The following is a 22061-nucleotide window of genomic DNA, read 5'->3' as shown; positions in this document are numbered from 1 at the left end:
ACGCAAACCCTGGGGTGTCGGTGGCCCCGAGTACCGTGGTCTCCCGATGGACGCCTTGTTCGAACTCCAGGACCCACCCGCCCCCCGCCGCCCGGTCGTCGCCGATCCGGCCGAGCTGGTGCACGGGCTCAATCCACGGCAGCGCGAGGCCGTCGAACACAGCGGGGCGCCGCTGCTGGTGGTGGCCGGCGCGGGTTCGGGCAAGACGAAGGTGCTGACCAGCCGGATCGCCTACCTGCTCGCGGCCCGGGGGGTGCACCCCGGCGAGATCATGGCGATCACCTTCACCAACAAGGCAGCCGCGGAGATGAAGGAGCGGGTCACCGCCCTGGTCGGACCGCGGGCGCGGGCGATGTGGGTGTCCACCTTCCACTCCATGTGCGTGCGGGTGATGCGCCGGGAGGCCAAGTCCGCCGGGCTGAACTCCAACTTCTCCATCTACGACAGCGACGACTCCCGCCGGCTGATCACCCTGGTGGCGCGGGACCTCGACCTGGACCCCAAGCGCTACCCGGCGCGCAACCTGGCGATCCAGATCTCCAACCTCAAGAACGAGCTGCTCGTCCCGGCGGACGCGGCCGAGCGCGCGGGCAACGACCTGGAGCGCCGGGTCGCCGAGGTCTACGGGGAGTACCAGCGCAGGCTGACCCAGGCCAACGCGATGGACTTCGACGACCTGATCATGCGCACGGTGGAGCTGCTGCAGCAGCACCCCGGCATCGCCGAGTACTACCGGCGGCGGTTCCGGCACGTGCTGGTCGATGAGTACCAGGACACCAACCACGCGCAGTACATGCTGATCCGCGAGCTGGTCGGCACCGGGGCGGACGGCATCCCGCCTGCCGAGCTGTGCGTGGTCGGCGACGCGGACCAGTCCATCTACGCCTTCCGCGGCGCGACCATCCGCAACATCGAGGAGTTCGAGCGGGACTACCCGCAGGCGCGCTCGATCCTGCTGGAGCAGAACTACCGCTCCACCCAGACCATCCTGTCCGCGGCCAACGCGGTGATCGCGCGCAACACCGGCCGCAGGGACAAGCGGCTGTGGACCGACTCCGGCGACGGCGAGAAGATCGTCGGCTACGTCTCGGACAACGAGCACGACGAGGCCGCGTTCGTGGCCAACGAGATCGACCGGCTGGTCGACTCGGCCGAGGCGGTCAACGGCGACATCGCGGTCTTCTACCGCACCAACAACTCCAGCCGCGTCTTCGAAGAGGTCTTCATCCGGCTGGGCCTGCCCTACCGGGTGGTCGGCGGCGTCCGCTTCTACGAGCGGCGCGAGGTCAGGGACGCGCTGGCCTACCTGCGGGTGCTGGACAACCCGGAGGACACGGTCAGCCTGCGCCGCATCCTCAACGTGCCCAAGCGCGGCATCGGCGACCGGGCCGAGGCGGTGCTGGCCGCACACGCCGAACGCGAGCGGATCTCCTTCGCCGCCGCCCTGCGCGAGGCGGCCGCGGACCGCATCCCGCTGCTCAACCCGCGTTCCCAGCGCGCCATCACCGGCTTCGTGGACCTGATCACCGAACTGCGTGGCCTGGTCGAGGTCGGCCAGGACGTGGCCGAGGTGCTGGACACCCTGCTGGACAAGACCGGCTACCGCGGTGAGCTGGAGGCCAGCGAGGACCCGCAGGACGCCTCCCGGCTGGACAACCTGACCGAGCTGGTCACCGTCGCCCGCGAGTTCGTCCAGCTCCAGGTGGCCACCCCCGCCGATGGCGAGGACGCCGAGGACACCGCCCCCCTGCCCGAGGACGACGGCCTGCCCGCCCGTGACTCCCTGGCCGCCTTCCTGGAACGCGTCTCCCTGGTCGCCGACTCCGACCAGCTGCCGGACGAGGGCGACGGCGTGGTCACCCTGATGACCCTGCACACCGCCAAGGGCCTGGAGTTCCCGGTGGTCTTCTGCACCGGCTGGGAAGACGGCATGTTCCCGCACCAGCGCGCCCTCGGCGACCCGGCCGAGCTGTCCGAGGAGCGCCGACTGGCCTACGTCGGCATCACCAGGGCCAGGGAGCGTCTCTACGTCTCCAGGGCCCTGATGCGCTCGGCCTGGGGCCAGCCCATGATGAACCCGGCCTCCCGCTTCCTGGACGAGATCCCGGCCGAGTTGCTCGACTGGCGCCGGGTCGAACCCGACCGCGCAGGCCCGGCCGCCGCCACCACCTGGGGCCGCCGCGGCTTCGACCGCGCCGCCAGCAGCAGCCAGACGGTGACCTCGCCGCTGCGCAGCTCCCGCCTGCCCGGCGCCCGCAACTGGCAGAACACCCCCGCCATGCAACTCGACGTCGGCGACCGCGTCAGCCACGACAAGTACGGCCTTGGCACCGTGGTGGAGACCAACGGCACCGGCCCCCAGGCCACCGCCACCATCGACTTCGGCAGCTCCGGCAAGGTCCGCCTGATGCTCATCGGCGGCGTGCCGATGGTGAAGCTCTAACCCCGCGCCTCACCCGTTCGGGAACGCCCCAGTGCCGCCTCGGCAGTGCTGGGGCGTTCTGTTGTGCGCGTGGTGCGGCCGTTTGGCCCAACCTCAGGCAGCCGCTGCCCCTCCGGACATCCAAAACCGCCCCTGACCAATTCCGGCCAACCCCCTGACCTGCGGTTCCATCCCAACAGGAACTCGACAGGCAGCCGTCGACGCGGAGCGGGAAGTTTTGTCGGTGGGGCGGTGTTAGATCGTCATCGGCACCCGATCGGGCGGGAATAACCGGGGAGGACAACGGGTAGTTACCAAGAGACAGAGCTTCGGCGGTTGAGGGCTTGGGCGGCGTGTTTCGGGGGCCGCCGGGTCCGACGGGAGACAACCGGCCGGGGAACTGTGGGGACACGCGCCCGCCCGGGTGCCGCACGTGAATGCGACACCCGGGCGGGTGCGGTACAGGCTTGGGCGCCGGCTACTTGATGAACACGCCGCGCTCGTTCAACCAGGGCAGCGGGTTGATCTTCTTGCCGCTGGGGCTCCAGACCTCGAAGTGCAGGTGCACGCCGGTGCTGAAGCCGCGGTTGCCCATGGTCGCGATCTGCTGGTCGGCCTTGACCTTCTGGCCTTCCTTGACCGTGATGCGGTCCATGTGGCCGTAGACGGTGATGGTGCCGTCCTTGTGCTGCACGCGGACCCACAGGCCAAAACCGCTTGCCGGACCGGCCTCGATGACCTCACCATCGGCGACGGCCACGATCTCGGTGCCCAGTCGGTTGGCGATGTCGATGCCGTAGTGCGTGGTTCCCCAGCGGCCACCGAAGCCGGAGGTGAACACGCCCTTCGCGGGCGAGACGAACATGGGCCTGCGCGCCTCGGCGTCGCGGGCCGCGCGGTCCTGCTTGAGGCGCTCGCTCTTGGCCAGCTTCTGGTACTCGACCGAGGAGTCCGTGGACCGCGCGAGCGGCAGGACCTCCAGGGAGTCGCCGCCGACGGCGGTGAAGTTGGCCGACGCGTCTGCGCCGGAGGCCAGTGGGGTGACCTCGTCATTGGCCGAAGCAGTGCCGTTGCCGGTGCCCAGGGATGACCCTGCGGCGACAAACGCGCCTGCTGCGACTGCTGCTACGACAACCCTGCCACGCATAGCGGAGGACGGCGGCGGAAGCCGGTGCGCGCCACGGGGACGCACTTCGCCCTTCTGCTGGTCGACCACGTCGACAGCGTGGGAGGGATGACCGCCGCCGGGGGAGCGGTGCTGAGTCAATGCCTGCCCTTCCGTCTCGGGGAGTCCGATTGGACGAACCAGGCGGGGGATCCTGGTGGAGCTGGTCGGGGTAACCGGCTCCGTGTCCTCTTGTGATCGGACCGTGACAACGGACCCGGGGACAGTAACGGCGCGGCGCCCCTAGGGGCAAACCCCTGGGCGGAGATTCTGCTGAACGGGGGTTACTGACAAGTCTGAGACTTGCTGAGATGACACTCAGTATCCGTGATCATGTGACCCAGCTCACTTCTATTCGCTACTGGGTGGCGGCTCAATCCATCCGATCGAGTGAGATGTGTGAGCACCGTGTGCACGATCGCGGGATCCACCGGCAACGAGAGGTGCCCCACATCCCGGACCCGGTGGTTGACCACATCCAGGTCGGGGTGCTCCAGGCAAGCAGTCCGCTGCGGGATCATGATCTGGTCCAGCTCGCTCCACACCGCCAGGAACCGGGTCCGGCAGCCGGGTGCGGGCTCGGCCAGCTCGCCGAGCAGCTTGGAGCCCGGCCGCAGCTGCCGGGCCAGCCGGGTGGGCAGCAGGTAGGCGGTCATCGTGCCCGCGTGCGGCGAGCCCAGCGTCACCAGTGAGCGGACCCGGGCGTCCCCGCCCTGTTTCTGCACGTGGTAGCGGGCGATCACGCCGCCGAGGGAATGCCCGACCACGTGCACCGACTCCGCCCCGGTCTGCTCGCAGATCCGCTCCAGGTGCCTGCCCAGGTACTCCGCGGCGGCCCGGATGTCACCGGTCAGCGCGGTCAGCACGCTGTAGTTCACCGCGTGCACCACGCCGAAGCCGCGCCTGCGCAGCGCGGCGGCCAGGAAGGTGAAGATCGACCGGTTGTCGCCGATCCCGTGCACCAGCACGATCGGCGTGCCGGCCGCCTCCAGGTCCGAGCAGACCAGCCCGCGCTGCATCGGCGGCAGCCCGTCGGTGCGGTAGCTGCCGTAGGGACCCTCGGAACGCAGCTGCTCGGTCAGCGCGCCCCACGGGTAGAGCACCGCGTGCGCGGCCAGCCAGGCCGTCTCCATGGTCGCCCCGCGCAACCCGCCAGGGGTCAGCAGCGACCGGACGAACCGCAGCGTCTCCGACGAGACCTCGAACGCCTCGCCCACGCCATGCCGGGCCTGCTGGAGCAGCCCGCTGGCGAACCCCAGTAACCCGGTCGTGGCATCGTTGCCCATACAACTCACGGTAAGTGATCTGGACCATATTCGCCGCCCTCGATCGCATCGTTTTATGTGGGTTCCCACCAGCACGAACCAGGGTTGGCTGGAGATCATTCGCCGCGCCTGGGCCACCCGGCTCACCTACGATCTGCGCAGTGACGTCCGGATCCCCCGTCCCGCCCGCCCGGCTACGCGCCGCGATCGGTGTGGCCGCACTCGCGGTCCCGTTCGCCGCACTCGCTCCGCTGATCGGGTCGGTTTCCCCCGCGATGCCGCCCAGCTACCCATCCTGGCTGCTGTTGGGGCTGGTCAGCGCGCTACCGGCGGTGCTGGCGCTGATCTGGACCCTGCGTGGCGACCACGGCGGGGCGGCCGGGATCCTGCGTGCCGCCGCGATGCTCACGCCCGGACTGCTGCTGGCCGACCTCCAGGTGCTGACCGATCCGTGGAGCGTGACCCGGCCGGAGTTGTTCGTGCCGACCGCGCTGGTGCAGCTCTCCGCGAGCGGGGGCCTCTATCTACTGCTGCTGAGCAGGCTGCTGCTGGCCGCGGCCGGGGTGCTCGCGGGCAGCGGCGGGGAGGTCGAGGCCAGGGAGGCCGCGCGGTCCCGGCCGGGGCTGATGTTCGGCGCGCTGGGCGTGGCCTGCGCGGTCGTGCTGCTGCTGTTCCTGCCCTCCTTCGGCTCCACCGAGCCGTTCCTGCCGGTCCGGGCGATCACCGAGGCCCCGGTGCTGGTGTTCACCGGCACGCTGCTGCTGGCCGGTGCGGTGCTCTTCGCCGCCGGGTACTTCGCCAGCGCGGCCGATCCGGCGGTGGCCAGGGGCGGGCTGATCGGCCTGGTCGCGGCCGTGGCCGGGCAGACGCTGGTGCCGCTGATCTCCGCGCTGGCCACGCCCGGCCTGGAGTTCGACTTCCCGCACGGGGTCAGCGCGCTGCTGACCGCGTTGCTGCTCACAGCGCTGGTGATCTTCGCCTGGGTGGCCGGGCTGCGCCGGGACCTGGTCTTCGAGTTCGGACTGGCCGGGTACCAGAGGCTGCAGCTCGCCGCGGGTGTCCTGGCCACCGTCTCCGGCGTGCTCGCGGTGACCGCCAGCGCACTGCCGATCGCCCGGCTCGCCTCGGGCGCCACCCAGACCGTCGGCTCCTCCCGGATGCTCGCCCCGGCCGGGTTCATCCTGCTCGGGCTGGGCCTGCTGCTGCTCTTCCGGGACACCGCGACCGGCACCCGCCCCGCGCTCGCGGTGGCCTGGGTGGCGGTCCCGGTCACCGGTCTCGACGTGCTGGACACCGCGTTGAGCCAGGTCAACGGGACCTCGGTGGCGGTGCTCGCGGCGGTGCTGGTGATCGTCTCGGTGCTCTGCGCGGCGGTCGCCGGGCTGCTCACCCTGCTCGCGGGCGGGGTGGAGCGGGAGGACACGGTGGACCTGTCCGAGATCAGCGCGGACCGGGTGGTGCTGGTGCCGGCGCTGCTCGCGGCCGCGCTGGGGCTGGCCGCCTACCTGCTGCCGGTGGTGGACAGCCCGGACTTCGCCAGCGGGCTGCTCGGCGACTTCCGCACCGAGAGCTGGGGCCTGCTGCTGGGTGCGGCCGCCGTGGTCGCCGCCGCGCTGCTCGCCCCGCGTGCCCGGCCCATCCGCGGCGCCGCGCTGCTCGCCGGGGCCGCGCTGGTGATCGCGCTGCGGGTGGCGGAACTGCCGATCCGTGGCGGTGGTTCTGCCGGTATCGGGCTTTTCCCGGGGATCTGCGCGCTGATCGCGCTGCTCGCCGGGGCGGGTGTCGCGTGGTCGCGACGCTCGTCAGAAACACGCTTCACGGAGTAGCGTGCCGGCATGAGCGGTCGCATTCGCGTGGTGGTGGCCAAGCCCGGTCTGGACGGCCACGACCGGGGCGCCAAGGTGGTCGCGCGGGCACTGCGGGACGCCGGTATGGAGGTCATCTACACCGGCCTGCACCAGACTCCGGAGCAGGTCGTGCAGACCGCCATCCAGGAGGACGCCGACGTGGTGGGCCTGTCCGTGCTCTCCGGCGCGCACCTCACCCTGTTCGCCAGGGTGATCGAACTGCTCAGGGACAAGGGCGCGGCGGACGTGGTCGTCTTCGGCGGCGGCATCATCCCCGACGACGACCTGCCCAGGCTGCGCGAGATGGGTGTGGCCAAGGTCTTCACCCCCGGCGCGACCACCCAGGAAATCGTGGACTGGGTCCGCGGGAACGTGCCTGCGCAGTAGTGCCGTTGCTCACGGTGACGGACTTCACCGGGTAGGGGCGCGTGTCAAGGGTCTGGTGTCGATAGGGTCTGCCAGTCCGACACCGGCGTCGCAGGAGACTTCTAGTGGACCTGTACGAGTACCAGGCGAAGGATCTCTTCGCCGCCCACGGAGTGCCGGTGTTGCCCGGCAACGTGGCCAGCACCCCTGAAGAAGCCAGCGCGATCGCGGCGGACCTCGGCACGACCGTTGTGGTCAAGGCCCAGGTCAAGACCGGCGGGCGTGGCAAGGCCGGCGGCGTCAAGCTCGCCGAGAGCCCCGAGGACACCAAGGTCAAGGCGGAAGCCATCCTGGGCCTGGACATCAAGGGGCACATCGTGCACCGCGTCCTGGTCACCCCGGCCTCCGACATCGCGGAGGAGTACTACTTCTCCTTCCTGTTGGACCGGGCCAACCGCACGTTCCTGGCCATGGCCTCCGTCGAGGGCGGCATGGACATCGAGGAGGTCGCGGTCTCCAAGCCCGAGGCCCTCGCGAAGGTCCTGATCGACCCGATCAAGGGCGTGGACAAGGCCAAGGCCGACGAGATCGTCGCGCTGGCCAAGTTCCCGGCCGAGGTGGCCGACCAGGTCTCCGAGGTCATCGTGAAGCTCTGGGTGACCTTCGTCGCCGAGGACGCCACGCTGGTCGAGGTCAACCCGCTGGTCCGGGACCCCCAGGGCAAGATCATCGCCCTGGACGGCAAGGTCACCCTGGACGAGAACGCCGACTTCCGGCACCCGGCGCACGCCGAGCTGGTCGACAAGGCCGCCGAGAACGAGCTGGAGGCCAAGGCCAAGGCCAAGGGCCTCAACTACGTCAAGCTCGACGGCCAGGTCGGCATCATCGGCAACGGCGCTGGCCTGGTCATGTCCACCCTGGACGTGGTGGCCTACGCGGGCGAGCAGCACAACAACGTCAAGCCGGCCAACTTCCTGGACATCGGCGGCGGCGCGTCCGCCGAGGTCATGGCGAACGGCCTGGAGATCATCCTGGGCGACCCCGACGTCAAGTCGGTCTTCGTCAACGTCTTCGGTGGCATCACCGCCTGCGACGCGGTGGCCAACGGCATCGTCGCGGCGCTGGGCATCCTCGGTGACGAGGCCACCAAGCCGCTGGTCGTCCGCCTGGACGGCAACAACGTCGAAGAGGGCCGCCGCATCCTGGCGGAGGCCAACCACCCGCTGGTTACCGTGGTGGACACGATGGACAACGCGGCCGACAAGGCCGCCGAGCTCGCTGCTGCGGGGGCATGACCGATGGCTATCTTCCTGACCGAGCACAGCAAGGTCATCGTCCAGGGCATGACCGGTGCCGAGGGCTCCAAGCACACCAAGCGGATGCTGAAGTCCGGCACCACCATCGTCGGCGGCGTGACCCCCGGCAAGGGTGGCCAGACCGTCGACTTCGACGGCACCCTGCTCCCGGTGTTCAACTCCGTCGGTGAGGCCATGGCCGCCACCGGTGCGGACGTCACCGTGGTCTTCGTGCCGCCGAAGTTCGCCAAGGGCGCCGTGGTCGAGGCCATCGACGCCGGCATCGGCCTCGCGGTGGTCATCACCGAGGGCATCCCGGTGCACGACACCGCCTACTTCTGGGCGCACGCCAACGCCACCGGCAACAAGACCCGGATCATCGGGCCGAACTGCCCCGGCGTCATCTCGCCCGGCAAGTCCAACGCCGGCATCATCCCGGCGGACATCTCCGGCCCCGGCAAGATCGGTCTGGTGTCCAAGTCGGGCACCCTGACCTACCAGATGATGTACGAGCTGAGGGACTTCGGTTTCTCCACCGCGGTCGGCATCGGTGGCGACCCGATCATCGGCACCACCCACATCGACGCGCTGCAGGCCTTCCAGGACGACCCGGAGACCGCGGCGATCGTGATGATCGGTGAGATCGGCGGCGACGCCGAGGAGCGCGCGGCGGCCTACATCGCCGAGCACATCACCAAGCCGGTCGTGGGCTACGTCGCGGGCTTCACCGCGCCGGAGGGCAAGACCATGGGCCACGCGGGCGCCATCGTCTCCGGATCCTCGGGCACCGCCGCGGCCAAGCAGGAGGCCCTCGAGGCCGCCGGCGTCAAGGTCGGCAAGACCCCGAGTGCGACCGCCGCGCTGATGCGCGAGATCATGCAGAACCTGGGCTGAGCCCAATAGTCCTTTATGGACGGACACGGCCGGGTGCCCAACGGGGGCGCCCGGCCGTTGTCGTTCCGGGGTCCCGGGGCGTATCACCCGATCGATATCGGCTAGCGTTTCCGGCGCAGAGCCGTCACCCGCGGTCACCTCGAACGAGGAGGACAACCGGTCATGTCCGTGCCATTCGGCGTTCCGCCGCCGCAGCCGCCCCAGCAGCAGCCGGGGCAGCCAGCCGCCGGACCGAACTTCGGCCTGATCCTCGCGCTGGTCGCGGCCGGGCTCGGCCTGGTCATCTTCTTCTGCACCTTCTCCGATGACGTCTCCCGGCTCGGCCTGCCATTCGGCATCGCGCTGATGCTGGCCAGCGCCGTGCTGACCGGGATGACCCTGCTGCCCAAGGCGCCGCAGTTCCTGTGGGTGGCGGCCATGCTGGCCGTGGTCGGCATGCTCGACCTGCTGGTCAACATCACCAACACGGTGAGCGTGGCCGGGCTGTACGTGGTGGTGCTGATCGCCGCGGTGCTCCAGGCAGGCGCGGTCTCCGCGGCGTTGCTGCTGGACATCGGCATGATCAAGTTCGAGCCGAAGCCCTCGGCCCCGGTCAACCCCTACGGCGGCCAGCCCGGTGGCTGGAACCCGCCCTCGGGCGCGATGCCGCAGCAGCAGTCGCCCTATGGCCAGCAGCCGCCGCAGTACGGGCAGCCGCAGCCGCAGCCGGGTCAGTTCGGGCAGCCGCAGCAGTACGGCCAGCCGCAGCAGCCGCCGCAGGCCGGTGGCGCCTTCGGCTCGCCCGAGGCGACCCGGCAGTTCCAGCACCCGGGCACCCCGCCCAGTGGATTCGGCGGCCCGCAACAGAGTTGAGCCACCCGCACCGTCCACAGCGGACAGTGCGACGCCGGGGTGATTCCGAACACTCGGAGTCACCCCGGTGGTGTGCAGATACCTGGTCAGCTCGGCGTGCCTCGGTGAATCGCCCAGGTCGGGGTGCGATGGTGGCCGGGTGACCGTGCTCCGACCGACTACGCACGGCAGCGTTGCGGGCCCCGGCGTTGCCGCGCCGCCCGCCACCGCGGCGCAGCAGGTGCGGGCCGCGCTGGCGGTGTCCCTCGGCGTGATCGCCCTGGGCTACCTGGGATCGGCCGCGGTCATCGCGCTGGTGCTGGCGAGCGCGGACCGCGCGGTGATCTCGCTGGAGGCGGTCTCCTCGGCCGCCGGACCGCTGTGGCTGGCCGCCCACCACGTGCCGCTGACCATTCGCGGCTTCGACCTCGGCGTGCTGCCGCTGCTGCCAACCGTGCTGGTGTTCCTGTTGTCCGCCAAGGCCGCCGGTGGCCTCACCCGCCGGTTGCGGCTGGGCCGCCCCGCCGACGCGGTGCGGGTGATCGCCACCATGGGCGTGACGAACCTGGTCCTCGGCGGGATGCTGGCCGCCTTCATCGATCCGCCCTTCGCCGCCGCCCCGGCCACCGCTTCGGTGGCCTGCGGGCTGATCGCCGCGCTGGCCGCCACTGCCGGGGTGGCCCGTGGCTGCGGGCTGACCGGGCTGGTCCGGCGGCGGCTGGGCGATGGCGTGTGCGCCGGGCTGCGCGCGGCCCGGATCGCGCTGATGTCCTTGTGCGCCATGGGCGCGCTGCTCGTCGCGCTGGCGCTGGCGCTGTCCTTCGGCTCGGTGCGCGGCGCCTTCGCCGAGCTGGCGCCGGGGATCGGCGGCTTCGGGCTGCTGCTGGTGTGCCTGCTGTACCTGCCGAACGCGGTGGTCGCCGCACTGTCCTTTGTGGCCGGTGCGGGGTTCAACCTCGGCGCGGTGGTGGTGAGTCCGCTGCGGGTGATCGGCGGGCTGGAACCGCCGTTCCCGTTGCTGGCCGCGCTGCCGGAGTCCGGCACCCGGTGGTGGCTGGTGTGCCTGCTGCTGCCGATCGGCGCCGGGCTGCTGCTGGGCTGGGCCTGCCGCCGGGCGGATCCGCAGCCGCAGAACCGGGTGCTGGTGGTCGGCGTGGCAGGCGCGGTGGTGGCCGCGGCCGCCTTTGTCGCGGCGGCGCTGACCGGCGGGAACCTGGGCGTGACGAGTTTCCGGATCCAGGCCGGGCTGCTCGCGGTGGCGTTGTTCGTCTGGGTGGCCGGACCGGCCGCGGTGGTGGCCTGGATGGCCGGGCCGCGCGCGGAGACCGACGAGACCGAGGACGAGGATCCGGAGTCCGTCGAGGACGAGGACGCCGAGGCGGCCGAGGATGCCGCTGAGGACGCGGAAACCGACGGCGAGGCCGAGGACGCCGACGAAGTGGCCGCGGCAGCCGACGAGGACGCTGACGAGGCGGAGCCGGTGGCCGGGGACGAGCCGGATCAGGAGCCGGAGGTCGCCGAGTACGAGGCGCCCGAGGCGCCGTCCGAGCCCGAGCCGGTGGCCGAGGAGGTGCCGCCGCCAGCGGGTGAGGAGGCGGACTTCGTCGGCGAGGAGGAGCTGGAACAGGCCCTCCTGGAACCGCCGGAGGAACCGGGGAAACGCTAGGCCGAGCCCTGGCCGCAGGGCCGAACGGGGCAGCGCCTACGCTGGTCGCAGCCCCGGATCCGGCCCGCAGGAGACCACGCTGAGCACTATCGAACCGGACCTCGCCCCGGCAGTCCAACGGCTGCGGTGGAGCGCACCGGTCCGCATCGTCGCCCTCGTCTCCGGCTCCGGCACCCTGGTGCAGGCGCTGCTGGACGCCGCGGCCGCGCCGGACTACCCGGCAACCGTGGTGGCGGTCGGCGCCGACCGGGGCGGCATCGAGGGGCTGGCCCGCGCCGAGCGCGCGGGGATCCCGACCTTCACGGTCCGGCTGCGCGAGCACGCCGACCGGGCGGCCTGGAACACCGCGCTGGCCGAGGCGGTCCAGGCCCACCAACCCGACCTGGTCGTCTCGGCCGGGTTCATGAAGATCCTCGGACCCGACTTCCTGGCCCGCTTCGGCGGCCGGGTGGTCAACACCCACCCCGCGCTGCTGCCGGCCTTCCCCGGCGCGCACGCGGTGGCCGACGCCGTCGCCTACGGGGTCAAGGTCACCGGTTGCACCGTGCACCTGGTGGACGCCGGGGTGGACACCGGCCCGATCCTGGCCCAGGGCGCGGTGGACGTCCGGCCCGGCGAGGGCATTGACGAGCTGCATGAACGGATCAAGACGGTGGAGCGCGGCCTGCTGGTGGACACCATCGCCAGGCTGGCCGCACACGGCTGCACCGTGACCGGACGAGAGGTGAGCATTCCGTGACCGCTGCGCCTGATGCGACGGTTCGACCCACAGAGTCCCCGGTGGACGAACGACGTCCCGTGCGCCGCGCACTGGTGAGCGTCTCCGCCAAGGACGGCCTGCTCGAGCTGGCCACCGGCCTGCACGCGGCTGGCATCGAGATCGTCTCCACCGGCTCCACCGCGGCGCGGATCGCCGACGCCGGCGTGCCGGTGACCCCGGTGGAGGAGCTGACCGGCTTCCCCGAGTGCCTGGACGGGCGGGTCAAGACCCTGCACCCGAGGGTGCACGCGGGGCTGCTCGCCGACGTGCGGCGGCCCGAGCACGTCGAACAGCTCGGCCAGCTCGGCGTGGCCCCGTTCGACCTGCTGGTGGTGAACCTGTACCCGTTCGAGTCCACGGTCGCCTCCGGCGCCGGGCCGGACGAGTGCGTGGAGCAGATCGACATCGGCGGCCCGGCCATGGTGCGTGCCTCGGCGAAGAACCACGCCAACGTGGCCGTGGTGGTCGACCCGAGCCGCTACGGCTGGCTGCTGGAGCAGATCCAGGCCGGCGGCTTCACCCTGGCCCAGCGCCAGCGGCTGGCCGCGCAGGCCTACCGGCACACCGCGAGCTACGACGTCGCGGTCGCCTCCTGGATCGGCAGCACGCTCGCGCCCGACGACGAGGGCTCCGGCTTCCCCGGCTGGGTCGGCGCGACCTGGCAGCGTGCCTCGGTGCTGCGCTACGGCGAGAACCCGCACCAGAAGGCCGCGCTGTACACCGCTGGCCACAGTGGCGGGCTGGCGCACGCGGAGCAGTTGCACGGCAAGGAGATGTCGTACAACAACTACGTCGACTCCGACGCCGCCTGGCGGGCCGCGCACGACCACGAGCTGCCCTGCGTGGCGATCATCAAGCACGCCAACCCGTGTGGCATCGCGGTCTCCACGCTGCCCGACGGTGATCCCGGCGCCATCGCGGACGCGCACCGGCGGGCGCACGCCTGCGACCCGGTCAGCGCCTTCGGCGGGGTCATCGCGGTCAACCGCGAGGTCACCGTCGAGCTGGCCGAGCAGGTCGCGGAGATCTTCACCGAGGTGATCATCGCTCCCGGCTACGCCGACGGCGCGGTGGATGTGCTGGCACGCAAGAAGAACGTGCGCATCCTGGTGGCCGAAGCGCCGAAGCGCGGGGGCATCGAGATGCGCCCGGTCTCCGGCGGGCTGCTCGTCCAGCAGGCCGATGCCATCGACGCCACCGGCGACGACCCGGCGAACTGGACCCTGGCCTGCGGCACCCCCGCGGACGAGGCCACCCTGACCGATCTGGCCTTCGCCTGGCGGGCCTGCCGCGCGGTGAAGTCCAACGCCATCCTGCTCGCCGCCGACGGGGCCACCGTGGGCTGCGGCATGGGCCAGGTCAACCGGGTGGACGCGGCCCGGCTCGCGGTCTCCCGCGCCGGTGACCGGGCCAAGGGCGCGGTCGGCGCCTCGGATGCCTTCTTCCCGTTCCCGGACGGCCTGGAAGTGCTGCTGGCCGCCGGGGTGCGGGCCGTGGTGCAGCCCGGCGGCTCGGTCCGCGACGCCGAGGTCATCGCCGCCGCGGAGGCCGCCGGGGTCACCCTGTACCTCACCGGGACCCGGCACTTCGCACACTGAGCACTTCGCACACTGAGCACTTCGCACGCTGAGTTCCGCCGCGGCGGTCGTGGTCAGCGCAGGGCGTCCTGCGCGATCGCGACCGCCGCGGTTTTCAGGTCATCCAGGTTCGGCTGGCGCTTGCTGAAGGTGCCGACGTCGAAGCCGCTGTAGGTGACCTTGACGAACCCGTTCGCGTTGCGCGCGCCCACCTGGACCTCGATGGTGGTGATGCTGGTGGTGGCCGGCTTCTTCACCCCGAAGTAGGCCTCGTCGCCGAGGCCGTCGAGCTTGTCCACCTGCATGTCGCCGCCCGCGTACCGCTTGGCCAGTTCCAGCCGCTCCACCAGGTCCTCGGCCCGCCGGGTGTCGGTGCTGGTGGTGGAGTCGGCCAGTTCGACCTGCAGGAAGCGCTGGCCCTCGCCGTCCTTGCCCTTGGTCTGCCGCCAGCCGCACCAGGCGATCTGGCTGCCGTTGTCGTACTCGCGCAGCTCGGCCTTGTCCGGGTTGGTGGTCCGGGCGCGTTCCTTGGCCGGGCCGGACACCTTGTCGCACAACGGGTTCGAGCTGAGAGTGTTCGGCGAGGTGCCGTAGTCCTTGTGCGCGTACTGGTACTGGACGTAGGCGAAGATCCCGCCACCGATGATCATCAGCACCAGTACGACGAGCAGGATCACCAGCGGGATGGTGCTGCGATGCCTGCGAGGCTTCGGCATCCCCCAGCCGGGTGGTGGAACCGCGGTCATCAAACCCCCAGAGCGTGACGGTCGAACATCGTTCTGCCCGACAGTGTGGCCCTCGAACGCCAGTTCGAAAAAACGGGTGACGCGACTTGACCTCCACCCTCCAAACCCGATTGAATACCCCCATCGATCGAACACTTGTTCGATTGGATCGGGGAAACCGGCGCCGGGGTCCGGGGAACTCGATCAGCCGACTTCCCGCGGCTTGTGACGTGCACCTGGGTGCGTGCACGTGAGCGTGGGAAGGCGGTGTTGAGGTGGCAGTTGCCTCGCTGGCAGCGCTCGCTGAGGTGGTCACGGCAAATGGGGTTGCCGTGACCACCGGCGATCGCGCCTTGGGGCGGATGCTGCCGGTGCGCGCGGAGCTGGCCGCCATTCTCCCAGGGGGTGGCCTGCGCCGCGGCAGCACCGTAGCGGTGCGCGGGTCGACAGCACTCCTGCTGGGATTGCTGTCGACGGCCACCGCCGCCGGTTCCTGGGCCGCCGTGGTTGGGCTGCCGGGGCTGGGGCTCGCCGCCGCCGCGGAAGCGGGGGTGGCGGTACAACGCCTGGCCCTGGTACCACGGCCGCGCCGGGAATCGGCGGCGGTGACCGCCGCCCTGCTCGACGGCCTGGACCTGGTCGTCCTGGCCAACCCCACCGCCCTCGCCCCAGCCCAGGCCCGCAAACTGGAAGTCCGCGCCCGCCACCGAGGCTCAGTACTGCTCGCCTTCGGCACCTGGCCAGGCGCCGACCTCCAACTGTCCTGCGTGGACACCCGCTGGCACGGCCTGGAAAACGGCCACGGCCAACTAACCCGCAGCGACCTACTGATCGAGGTCACCGGCCGCCGCGCAGCCCCCCGCCCCCACCGCGACTGGCTGAGCCTGGAAGGACCGGGCACGCCCCCACCGGACGAGTTCGGCGAGGTGGGCCTCGCACCAGCGAGTGCCGCGGCAGTGGATGCTGCGACGGGGAGAACCCCCGCAGTGGGCGTCGCGACCCGGCGCGCCGCGGTGAGGAGTGTTCCCGCAGCGGGCACCGCGGCCCGGCGTGCCGCGGCGGAGAATGTTCCCGCAGTGGGCGCCGCGGCTCGGGATACCGCGGCGAGGAGCGTTCCCACAGCTGGCACTGCGCGGGGCGCCGTGGCGGGGAGTGTGTCCGCAGTTGGTGCTGCGCGGAGTGCCGCGGCGGGGAGTGTGCCTGCCGCGAGTGGTCCCGCGGTGGGTGCTGCGAGGGTGAGGGTTGCGGCGCGGAATGCCGTGGCGGTGGGTGTTCCAGCAGTGAGGGTTGCCGCAGCGGATGCCGCGCCGCCGGGTGCCGTGCCGGTGGGTGCCGCGCCGCCGGGGACCGTGGCGGTGGGTGCCGCGATGCCGGGTGTTGTGGCGATGAGTGCCGCGGCGGCGCGCGTTGCGGATGTTGGTGTCGCGGCGGACGTGGCGCTGACGGGCTGATGACGGCGGCCGAACCAGAGGCGGGACAGTCCGGCCGGGGCGGCGGCAGCACGGTGGGAGCCAGGCTGCCCAAGCCCGCGTTGCCCAAGCACGTGTTGCTCAAGCCTGCGCTGTCTGATGCCGCACTTCCCGAGCCCGCGTTGCCTGAACCCGCGTTGCCTGAACTCGCGGTGTCCGAGTCTGTGCCGGTGGCGCCGGAGCCGTCCGGCCAGCGGGGTGGCCGTGGGCCGGAGTGCGAGTCGCTGGGATTCGTGTCCGCGGAGTTGTGGCGGCCTGGCCTGGAGTCCGGCTCGCCAGGACCTGCGCCGTCGGCGTCGGAGTCGCTTGACCGGCGGGGTGGCTGCGGGCCGGAGGCCGAGTCGTCGGGGTCCGTGGTCTCGGAGTCGCGGCGGCCTGGCTTCGGCGACGGAGCTGGACAGGAGTCCGGCTTGCCACGATCCGCGTCGTCGAAGCCCGGCCTGCTCGGCGGTGCCGGGCTGGGGAGCGAGGCAGCCGCGTCGAAGCAACCTGACCAGAACCGCGTCCGCGGTTTGGCGGCCAAGGCATCGGGAGCTGCGCCCTCCCACCCGCGCGGTGGCACCGGGTCGGCGTCAAACCATCCGGGGCCCACGCCACCTGAGCTGGGCCACCCTCCCCGTCCCACCGGCAGTGGCACCAAGGTGACGCCAATCCCGCCGGGATTCGGGCCGCCCGAGCCGGACCATCACCCTCAGCCCATCGACGGCGGTGCCGCGGCGGTGCCAGTCCCGCCAGGGCTGGGCCATCCTCCCCATCCCACCGGCAATGGCACCGAGGTGACGCCAATCCCGTCGAACCCCATGCCGCCCCACCCTCCCCGCCCCACCGGCGGCGGCACCGGGCTGGCGCGCTACGCCGGGCTCGCGCACCGGGTCCCCGAAGCCCAACTACCCGCGATCCCCGCCGGCTACCACCCCCTGCGCCTGCTCGTGCTCTGGTGTCCGGACTGGCCGGTGATCGCCGCCATCGCCGCCGCCGGGCTTGATCCGCGCACCCCCTGTGCCGTGCTCGCCAACGGCAAGGTGCTCGCCTGCTCGGTCACCGCGCGGGTGGAGGGCATTCGGCGGGGGTTGCGGCGGCGGGAGGCTGAGGGGCGGTGTCCTGGGTTGGTGGTGTTCGAGGATGACCAGACCCGGGATGCTCGGCTGTTCGAGCCGGTGGCGTTGGGGATTGAGGAGCTTGCGCCGGGGATTGAGATCGTTCGGCCGGGGTTGGTGGCGTTGCCGGCCCAGGGGCCGGTGGGGTACTTCGGGGCGGCGGGGGCCGCGGAGCGGTTGGTTGACCAGGTGGGGGCGCTGGCGGGGGTGGAGTGCCAGGTGGGGGTGGCTGATGGGTTGTTCGCGGCGACGTTGGCCGCGCATCGGGGGGTGTTGGTGCCTGCCGGGGGGAGTCCGGAGTTCTTGGCGCCGTTGGGGATTGGGGAACTGGACCAGCCCGCTGAGCGGTTGAGTGGGCGGGGGGAGCTGGTGGATTTGTTGCGGCGGCTGGGGTTGCGGTCGTTGGGGGAGTTCGGGGCTTTGCCGGAGCGGGAGGTCGCCTCGCGGTTCGGGGCGGGGGCGGTGCGGGCGCATCGGCTGGCGCGGGGGTTGGAGGAGCGGCCTGCTGATCGGCGGTTGCCGCCCGCGGAACTGTCCGTGGCTCAGGTACTGGATCCGCCGGTGGAGCGGGTGGACGCGGCGGCGTTCGCGGCGCGGGGGCTGGCCGAACAGCTGCACGCCTTGCTGACCGCGCGAGGGCTGGCCTGCACCCGGCTGGGCATCCAGGCCCGGACCGAGCACGGGGAGGAGCTGAGCCGGGTGTGGCGGTGTGCGGAACCGTTGACCGCCAACGGGATCGCCGACCGGGTGCGCTGGCAGCTGGACGGCTGGCTGCGGGCTGGTGGGCCCACCGCCGGGATCACTCTGCTGCGGGTGGAGCCGGAGGAGGTGGTCGACGCGGGGGTGCTCCAGCTCGACCTGTGGAAGGGCGAGGGGGCCGCGCAACTGGCCGAGCGCGCGGGGCGGGCCTTCGTCCGGGTGCAGGGGATGCTGGGGCCGGACGCGGTGTGCACCGGGGTGCTCGGGGGTGGGCGCGGTCCTGGGGAGCGGGTCCGGTTGGTGCCCTGGGGGGATGAGCCGCGGGTTCGGCACGATCCGGAACCACCGTGGCCGGGGCGGTTGCCCGCGCCCTCGCCGACGCTGGTGCCGGAGGAGCCGGTGGCCGCGCTCGTGCGGGATCAGCGCGGCAACCTGATCGGGGTCAGCGCGCGGCAGCGGATCAGCGGCGTGCCGTACGAGGTGACTGTCGAAAGTGGACGGTCGCGGCTGGTGACCGCCTGGGCCGGGCCGTGGACGGTGGAGGAGCGCTGGTGGCTGCCGCCGGAACAGGGGGCGAACCGGGTGGCCCGGTTGCAGGTGCTGCTGGCTGACGGGCAGGCGTTGCTGCTGGCCTGTGTCAACGGGTCCTGGCAGGTGGAAGGGGTGTACGACTAGTGGGCTGGAACAACCCGCCGGTGCGCTGGCAGGAGTTCGAGCGGGCGCTCTCCGGCAAGCCCCGGGACGAGGAACATCCCGGTGACGGCGGGGACAGCCCGGCCTGGACCCGCCGCCGCGCCGCCTACGAACCGGACCTGCCCCCCAGTCAGCTGCCGCCGCGGGTGCCCTACGCCGAACTGCACTGCCACTCCAACTTCAGCTTCCTGGACGGCGCCAGCCACCCGGAGGAACTGGCGGCCGAGGCGGCGCGGCTGGGGCTGACCGCGCTGGCCATCACCGACCACGACGGCATGTACGGGGTGGTGCGTTTCGCCGAGGCGGCCCGTGCGCACGGGCTGGGCACGTTGTTCGGGGCCGAGCTGAGCCTGGGGCTGACCATGCCGCAGAACGGGATCCCGGATCCGGAGGGCAGTCACCTGCTGGTGCTGGCCCGGAACGCGGACGGCTATCGCTCGCTGTGCCGGGCGATCACCGCGGCACAGCTGGCTGGGCAGGAGAAGGGGCGGCCGGTCTACGAGCTGGAAGAGGTGGCCGCGCAGGCGAACCAGGACTGGCTGGTGCTGACCGGTTGCCGGAAAGGCATGGTGCGGCAGGCTTTGGCCACCGGCGGGGTTGGCGCGGCCGGGCGGGAGCTGGACCGGCTGGTGGCGTTGTTCGGGCGGGAGCACGTGGTGGTCGAGCTGACCGATCACGGACTGCCCGGCGACACCACCCGCAACGACCGGCTGGCCGGGCTGGCCGAGCGGGCCGGGCTGCGAGTGGTGGCCACCAACGCGGTGCACTACTCCGCGCCGCACCGGCACCGGCTGGCCACCGTGCTGGCCGCGGTGCGGGCCCGGCGCAGCCTGGACGAGATGGACGGCTGGCTGCCCGCCGCGGGCGCCGCGCACCTGCGGTCCGGGGCGGAGATGGCCGAGCGGTTCCGGCGTTATCCCACCGCGGTGCCCACCGCCGCCGAACTGGGCATCCGGTTGCGCTTCGACCTGCACAGCGTCAAACCGCGGCTGCCGCCCTACCCGGTGGGGCCGGGCCACGACGAGGACAGCTACCTGCGTGAACAGGTCTACCTCGGGCTGCGCAAGCGGGTCGAGGAGGGCGCGGAGTTCCTCGCCCAGCGGCGGCAGGTCGAGCACGAGCTGGCGGTGATCAAGGACCTCGGGTTCGCCGGGTACTTCCTGGTGGTGTGGGATCTGGTGCGGTTCTGCGTCAAGGCGGGGATCCTGTGCCAGGGCAGGGGATCGGCTGCCAACTCGGCGGTGTGCTTCGCGCTGGGTATCACGCACGCCGACCCGGTGAAGTACGGACTGCTGTTCGAGCGCTTCCTCGCCCCGGCGCGGGACGGGCCGCCGGACATCGACCTGGACATCGAGTCCGACCGGCGGGAGGAGGTGATCCAGTACGCCTACCAGAGGTACGGCCGCAGTCACGCGGCGCAGGTGGCCAACGTGATCACCTATCGCGGCCGGTCCGCGGTGCGGGACACGGCCAAGGCACTGGGTTTCTCCACCGGTCAGCAGGACGCCTGGAGCAAGCAGATCGAGCGCTGGGGTCCGATGGAGTCCACTGTGGATGACACCGAGATCCCGTTGCCGGTGCTGGAGCTGGCCGCCGAACTCGAAGGCGCGCCACGGCATCTGGGCATCCACTCCGGCGGCATGGTGATCTCCGACGAGCCGATCGGCGAGACCTGCCCGGTGGAGTGGGCGCGGATGGAGAACCGCAGCGTGCTGCAGTGGGACAAGGACGACTGCGCGGCCATGGGGCTGGTCAAGTTCGACCTGCTCGGGCTGGGCATGCTCTCCGCGCTGCACTACATGATCGACCTGGTGGCCGAGCACCACGACCGGAAGGTCACCCTGCACCAGCTCGGTCAGGACCTGGCCGATCCCGCGGTGTACGAGATGCTCTGCCGGGCCGACGCGATCGGCGTTTTCCAGGTGGAGAGCCGGGCCCAGCTGGCCACCCTGCCCCGGATGCGGCCGGAGAAGTTCTACGACCTGGTGGTGGAGGTCGCGCTGATCCGGCCCGGCCCGATCCAGGGCGGTTCGGTGCACCCCTACATCCGCCGCCGCAACGGCAAGGAGAAGGTCACCTTCGAGCACCCGCTGCTCGAACGGGTGCTGGCGAAAACCCTTGGTGTGCCGCTGTTCCAGGAGCAGCTCATGCAGATCGCGGTGGAGGTGGCCGGGTTCTCCGCTGCCGAGGCGGACGAACTGCGCCGGGCCATGGGGTCCAAGCGGTCCGGCGAGCGGATGGCCCGGCTCAAGGACCGGTTCTTCACCGGCATGGGGCACAAGGGGATCACCGGCGAGAGCGCCCAGCGCATCTACGACAAACTGCTGGCCTTCGCCAACTTCGGCTTCCCGGAAAGCCACGCGCTCAGCTTCGCGCTGCTGGTCTACGCCAGCAGCTGGTTCAAGCTGTACTACCCGGCCGCGTTCTGCGCCGCGCTGCTGCGCGCCCAGCCGATGGGCTTCTACTCCCCGCAGTCCCTGGTCGCCGACGCCCGGCGGCACGGGGTCACCGTGCTCGGCCCGGACATCAACGCCAGCCTGCCGCAGGCCGGCCTGGAACCCGGCGAGCCGGACAAACCCGTGGTGCGAATGGGTTTGGCCGCGGTGCGCACGGTCGGTCTGCCACTGGCCGAGCGGATCGTGGCCGAACGCGCCAAGGCCCCGTTCGTGGACATGGTCGACCTGGCCCGCCGCTGCCGGCTGACCCTGGCACAGCTGGAGGCGCTGGCCACCTCGGGCGCGTTCAGCGGTTTCGGGCTGAGCCGCCGGGCCGCGCTGTGGGCCGCCGGCGCGGTGGCCAGGGAGGGGCCGGAGAAACTGCCGGGCACCACGGTCGGCGACGCCGCGCCGCCGTTGCCTGGCATGGACAAACTGGAACAGGCCATCGCCGACGTGTGGGCCACCGGGGTCTCCCCGGACAGCTACCCGATCCAGTTCCTGCGCGGGAAACTGACCGAGCGCGGTGTGCTCAGCGCCGCCAAACTGTCCACTGTGGACAACGGTCGGCGGGTGGCGGTGGGCGGCGCGGTCACCCACCGGCAGCGCCCGGCCACCGCGGGCGGGGTCACCTTCCTCAACCTGGAGGACGAGACCGGCATGGTCAACGTGGTGTGCGTGCCGGGCGTGTGGGCCCGCTACCGGCGGATCGCGCGACTGTCCTCGGCACTGGTGGTGCGCGGGGTGGTGGAGCGGGTGGGCACGGTGATCAGTCTGCGTGCGGAGCACCTGTCCACACTGGACCTGCGGATCCCGGTGCGCTCACGCGATTTCCAGTGAGCGCACCGGGATGCC

The 22061-nt window shown here is 71.6% G+C and carries 15 protein-coding genes; 12 read left to right on the top strand and 3 right to left on the bottom strand.

The window, feature by feature from the left end; all coding sequences use genetic code 11:
• Window positions 1–46: 46 nt before the first annotated feature.
• The gene (pcrA, locus tag HNR67_RS01735; RefSeq protein ID WP_185000245.1) at window positions 47–2443 is read left to right on the top strand and encodes a DNA helicase PcrA; all 2397 of its coding nucleotides are present in this window, start codon (window positions 47–49) and stop codon (window positions 2441–2443) included.
• A gap of 457 nt (window positions 2444–2900) precedes the next feature.
• Here pcrA and HNR67_RS01730 read toward each other — a convergent pair whose 3' ends face one another.
• Window positions 2901–3638: a M23 family metallopeptidase gene (locus HNR67_RS01730; protein ID WP_312986195.1), complete on the bottom strand. Its 738-nt coding sequence runs from the start codon at window positions 3636–3638 to the stop codon at window positions 2901–2903.
• A 233-nt stretch (window positions 3639–3871) separates the two neighbouring features.
• On the bottom strand, window positions 3872–4873 hold the full coding sequence (locus HNR67_RS01725; RefSeq protein ID WP_185000244.1) for an alpha/beta fold hydrolase: 1002 nt from the start codon (window positions 4871–4873) through the stop codon (window positions 3872–3874).
• Between the two features lie 140 nt (window positions 4874–5013).
• Here HNR67_RS01725 and HNR67_RS01720 point away from each other — a divergent pair, with 140 nt between their 5' ends.
• The 8 genes from HNR67_RS01720 (at window position 5014) to purH (ending at window position 14109) form a co-directional block, all read left to right on the top strand.
• Window positions 5014–6678 (top strand): hypothetical protein, encoded by a 1665-nt coding sequence (locus tag HNR67_RS01720; protein WP_185000243.1) that lies wholly within the window; start codon window positions 5014–5016, stop codon window positions 6676–6678.
• A gap of 9 nt (window positions 6679–6687) precedes the next feature.
• Window positions 6688–7086: a cobalamin B12-binding domain-containing protein gene (locus tag HNR67_RS01715; RefSeq protein WP_185000242.1), complete on the top strand. Its 399-nt coding sequence runs from the start codon at window positions 6688–6690 to the stop codon at window positions 7084–7086.
• A gap of 104 nt (window positions 7087–7190) precedes the next feature.
• Window positions 7191–8360: an ADP-forming succinate--CoA ligase subunit beta gene (gene sucC / locus HNR67_RS01710; protein ID WP_185000241.1), complete on the top strand. Its 1170-nt coding sequence runs from the start codon at window positions 7191–7193 to the stop codon at window positions 8358–8360.
• Between the two features lie 3 nt (window positions 8361–8363).
• Window positions 8364–9254, top strand: coding sequence for a succinate--CoA ligase subunit alpha (gene sucD, locus HNR67_RS01705; protein ID WP_185000240.1), 891 nt, complete (start codon window positions 8364–8366; stop codon window positions 9252–9254).
• 162 nt (window positions 9255–9416) lie between these two features.
• Window positions 9417–10106 carry a DUF5336 domain-containing protein gene (locus HNR67_RS01700; RefSeq protein ID WP_185000239.1) on the top strand — a complete coding sequence of 230 codons (690 nt, stop codon included), beginning with the start codon at window positions 9417–9419 and terminating at the stop codon, window positions 10104–10106.
• 139 nt (window positions 10107–10245) lie between these two features.
• A complete protein-coding gene (locus tag HNR67_RS44025; RefSeq protein WP_185000238.1) occupies window positions 10246–11751 on the top strand; it encodes a cell division protein PerM in 1506 nt (501 codons plus the stop codon).
• A gap of 121 nt (window positions 11752–11872) precedes the next feature.
• Entirely contained in the window at window positions 11873–12490 is a 618-nt protein-coding gene (purN, locus tag HNR67_RS44020) for a phosphoribosylglycinamide formyltransferase (protein WP_185009963.1), read from the top strand.
• A 41-nt stretch (window positions 12491–12531) separates the two neighbouring features.
• Window positions 12532–14109, top strand: a complete 1578-nt coding sequence (gene purH, locus HNR67_RS01685) for a bifunctional phosphoribosylaminoimidazolecarboxamide formyltransferase/IMP cyclohydrolase (RefSeq protein ID WP_185000237.1) — start codon at window positions 12532–12534, stop codon at window positions 14107–14109.
• Between the two features lie 53 nt (window positions 14110–14162).
• Here the strand turns inward: purH and HNR67_RS01680 are convergent, their stop codons facing one another.
• Window positions 14163–14804: a hypothetical protein gene (locus HNR67_RS01680; RefSeq protein ID WP_185000236.1), complete on the bottom strand. Its 642-nt coding sequence runs from the start codon at window positions 14802–14804 to the stop codon at window positions 14163–14165.
• Between the two features lie 341 nt (window positions 14805–15145).
• On the opposite strand from HNR67_RS01680, the gene HNR67_RS01675 reads away from it, so the two are divergent.
• The 3 genes from HNR67_RS01675 (at window position 15146) to HNR67_RS01665 (ending at window position 22046) form a co-directional block, all read left to right on the top strand.
• On the top strand, window positions 15146–16264 hold the full coding sequence (locus HNR67_RS01675) for a hypothetical protein (protein ID WP_185000235.1): 1119 nt from the start codon (window positions 15146–15148) through the stop codon (window positions 16262–16264).
• A gap of 818 nt (window positions 16265–17082) precedes the next feature.
• Window positions 17083–18753 carry a DNA polymerase Y family protein gene (locus HNR67_RS01670; protein WP_185000234.1) on the top strand — a complete coding sequence of 557 codons (1671 nt, stop codon included), beginning with the start codon at window positions 17083–17085 and terminating at the stop codon, window positions 18751–18753.
• Window positions 18753–22046, top strand: a complete 3294-nt coding sequence (locus tag HNR67_RS01665) for an error-prone DNA polymerase (protein WP_185000233.1) — start codon at window positions 18753–18755, stop codon at window positions 22044–22046. Before HNR67_RS01670 ends, HNR67_RS01665 begins: the two co-directional genes overlap by 1 nt.
• Window positions 22047–22061 lie beyond the last annotated feature (15 nt).

This window comes from Crossiella cryophila (assembly GCF_014204915.1).
Taxonomy (GTDB): domain Bacteria; phylum Actinomycetota; class Actinomycetes; order Mycobacteriales; family Pseudonocardiaceae; genus Crossiella; species Crossiella cryophila.
This window is presented reverse-complemented; position numbering and strand designations above follow the sequence as displayed.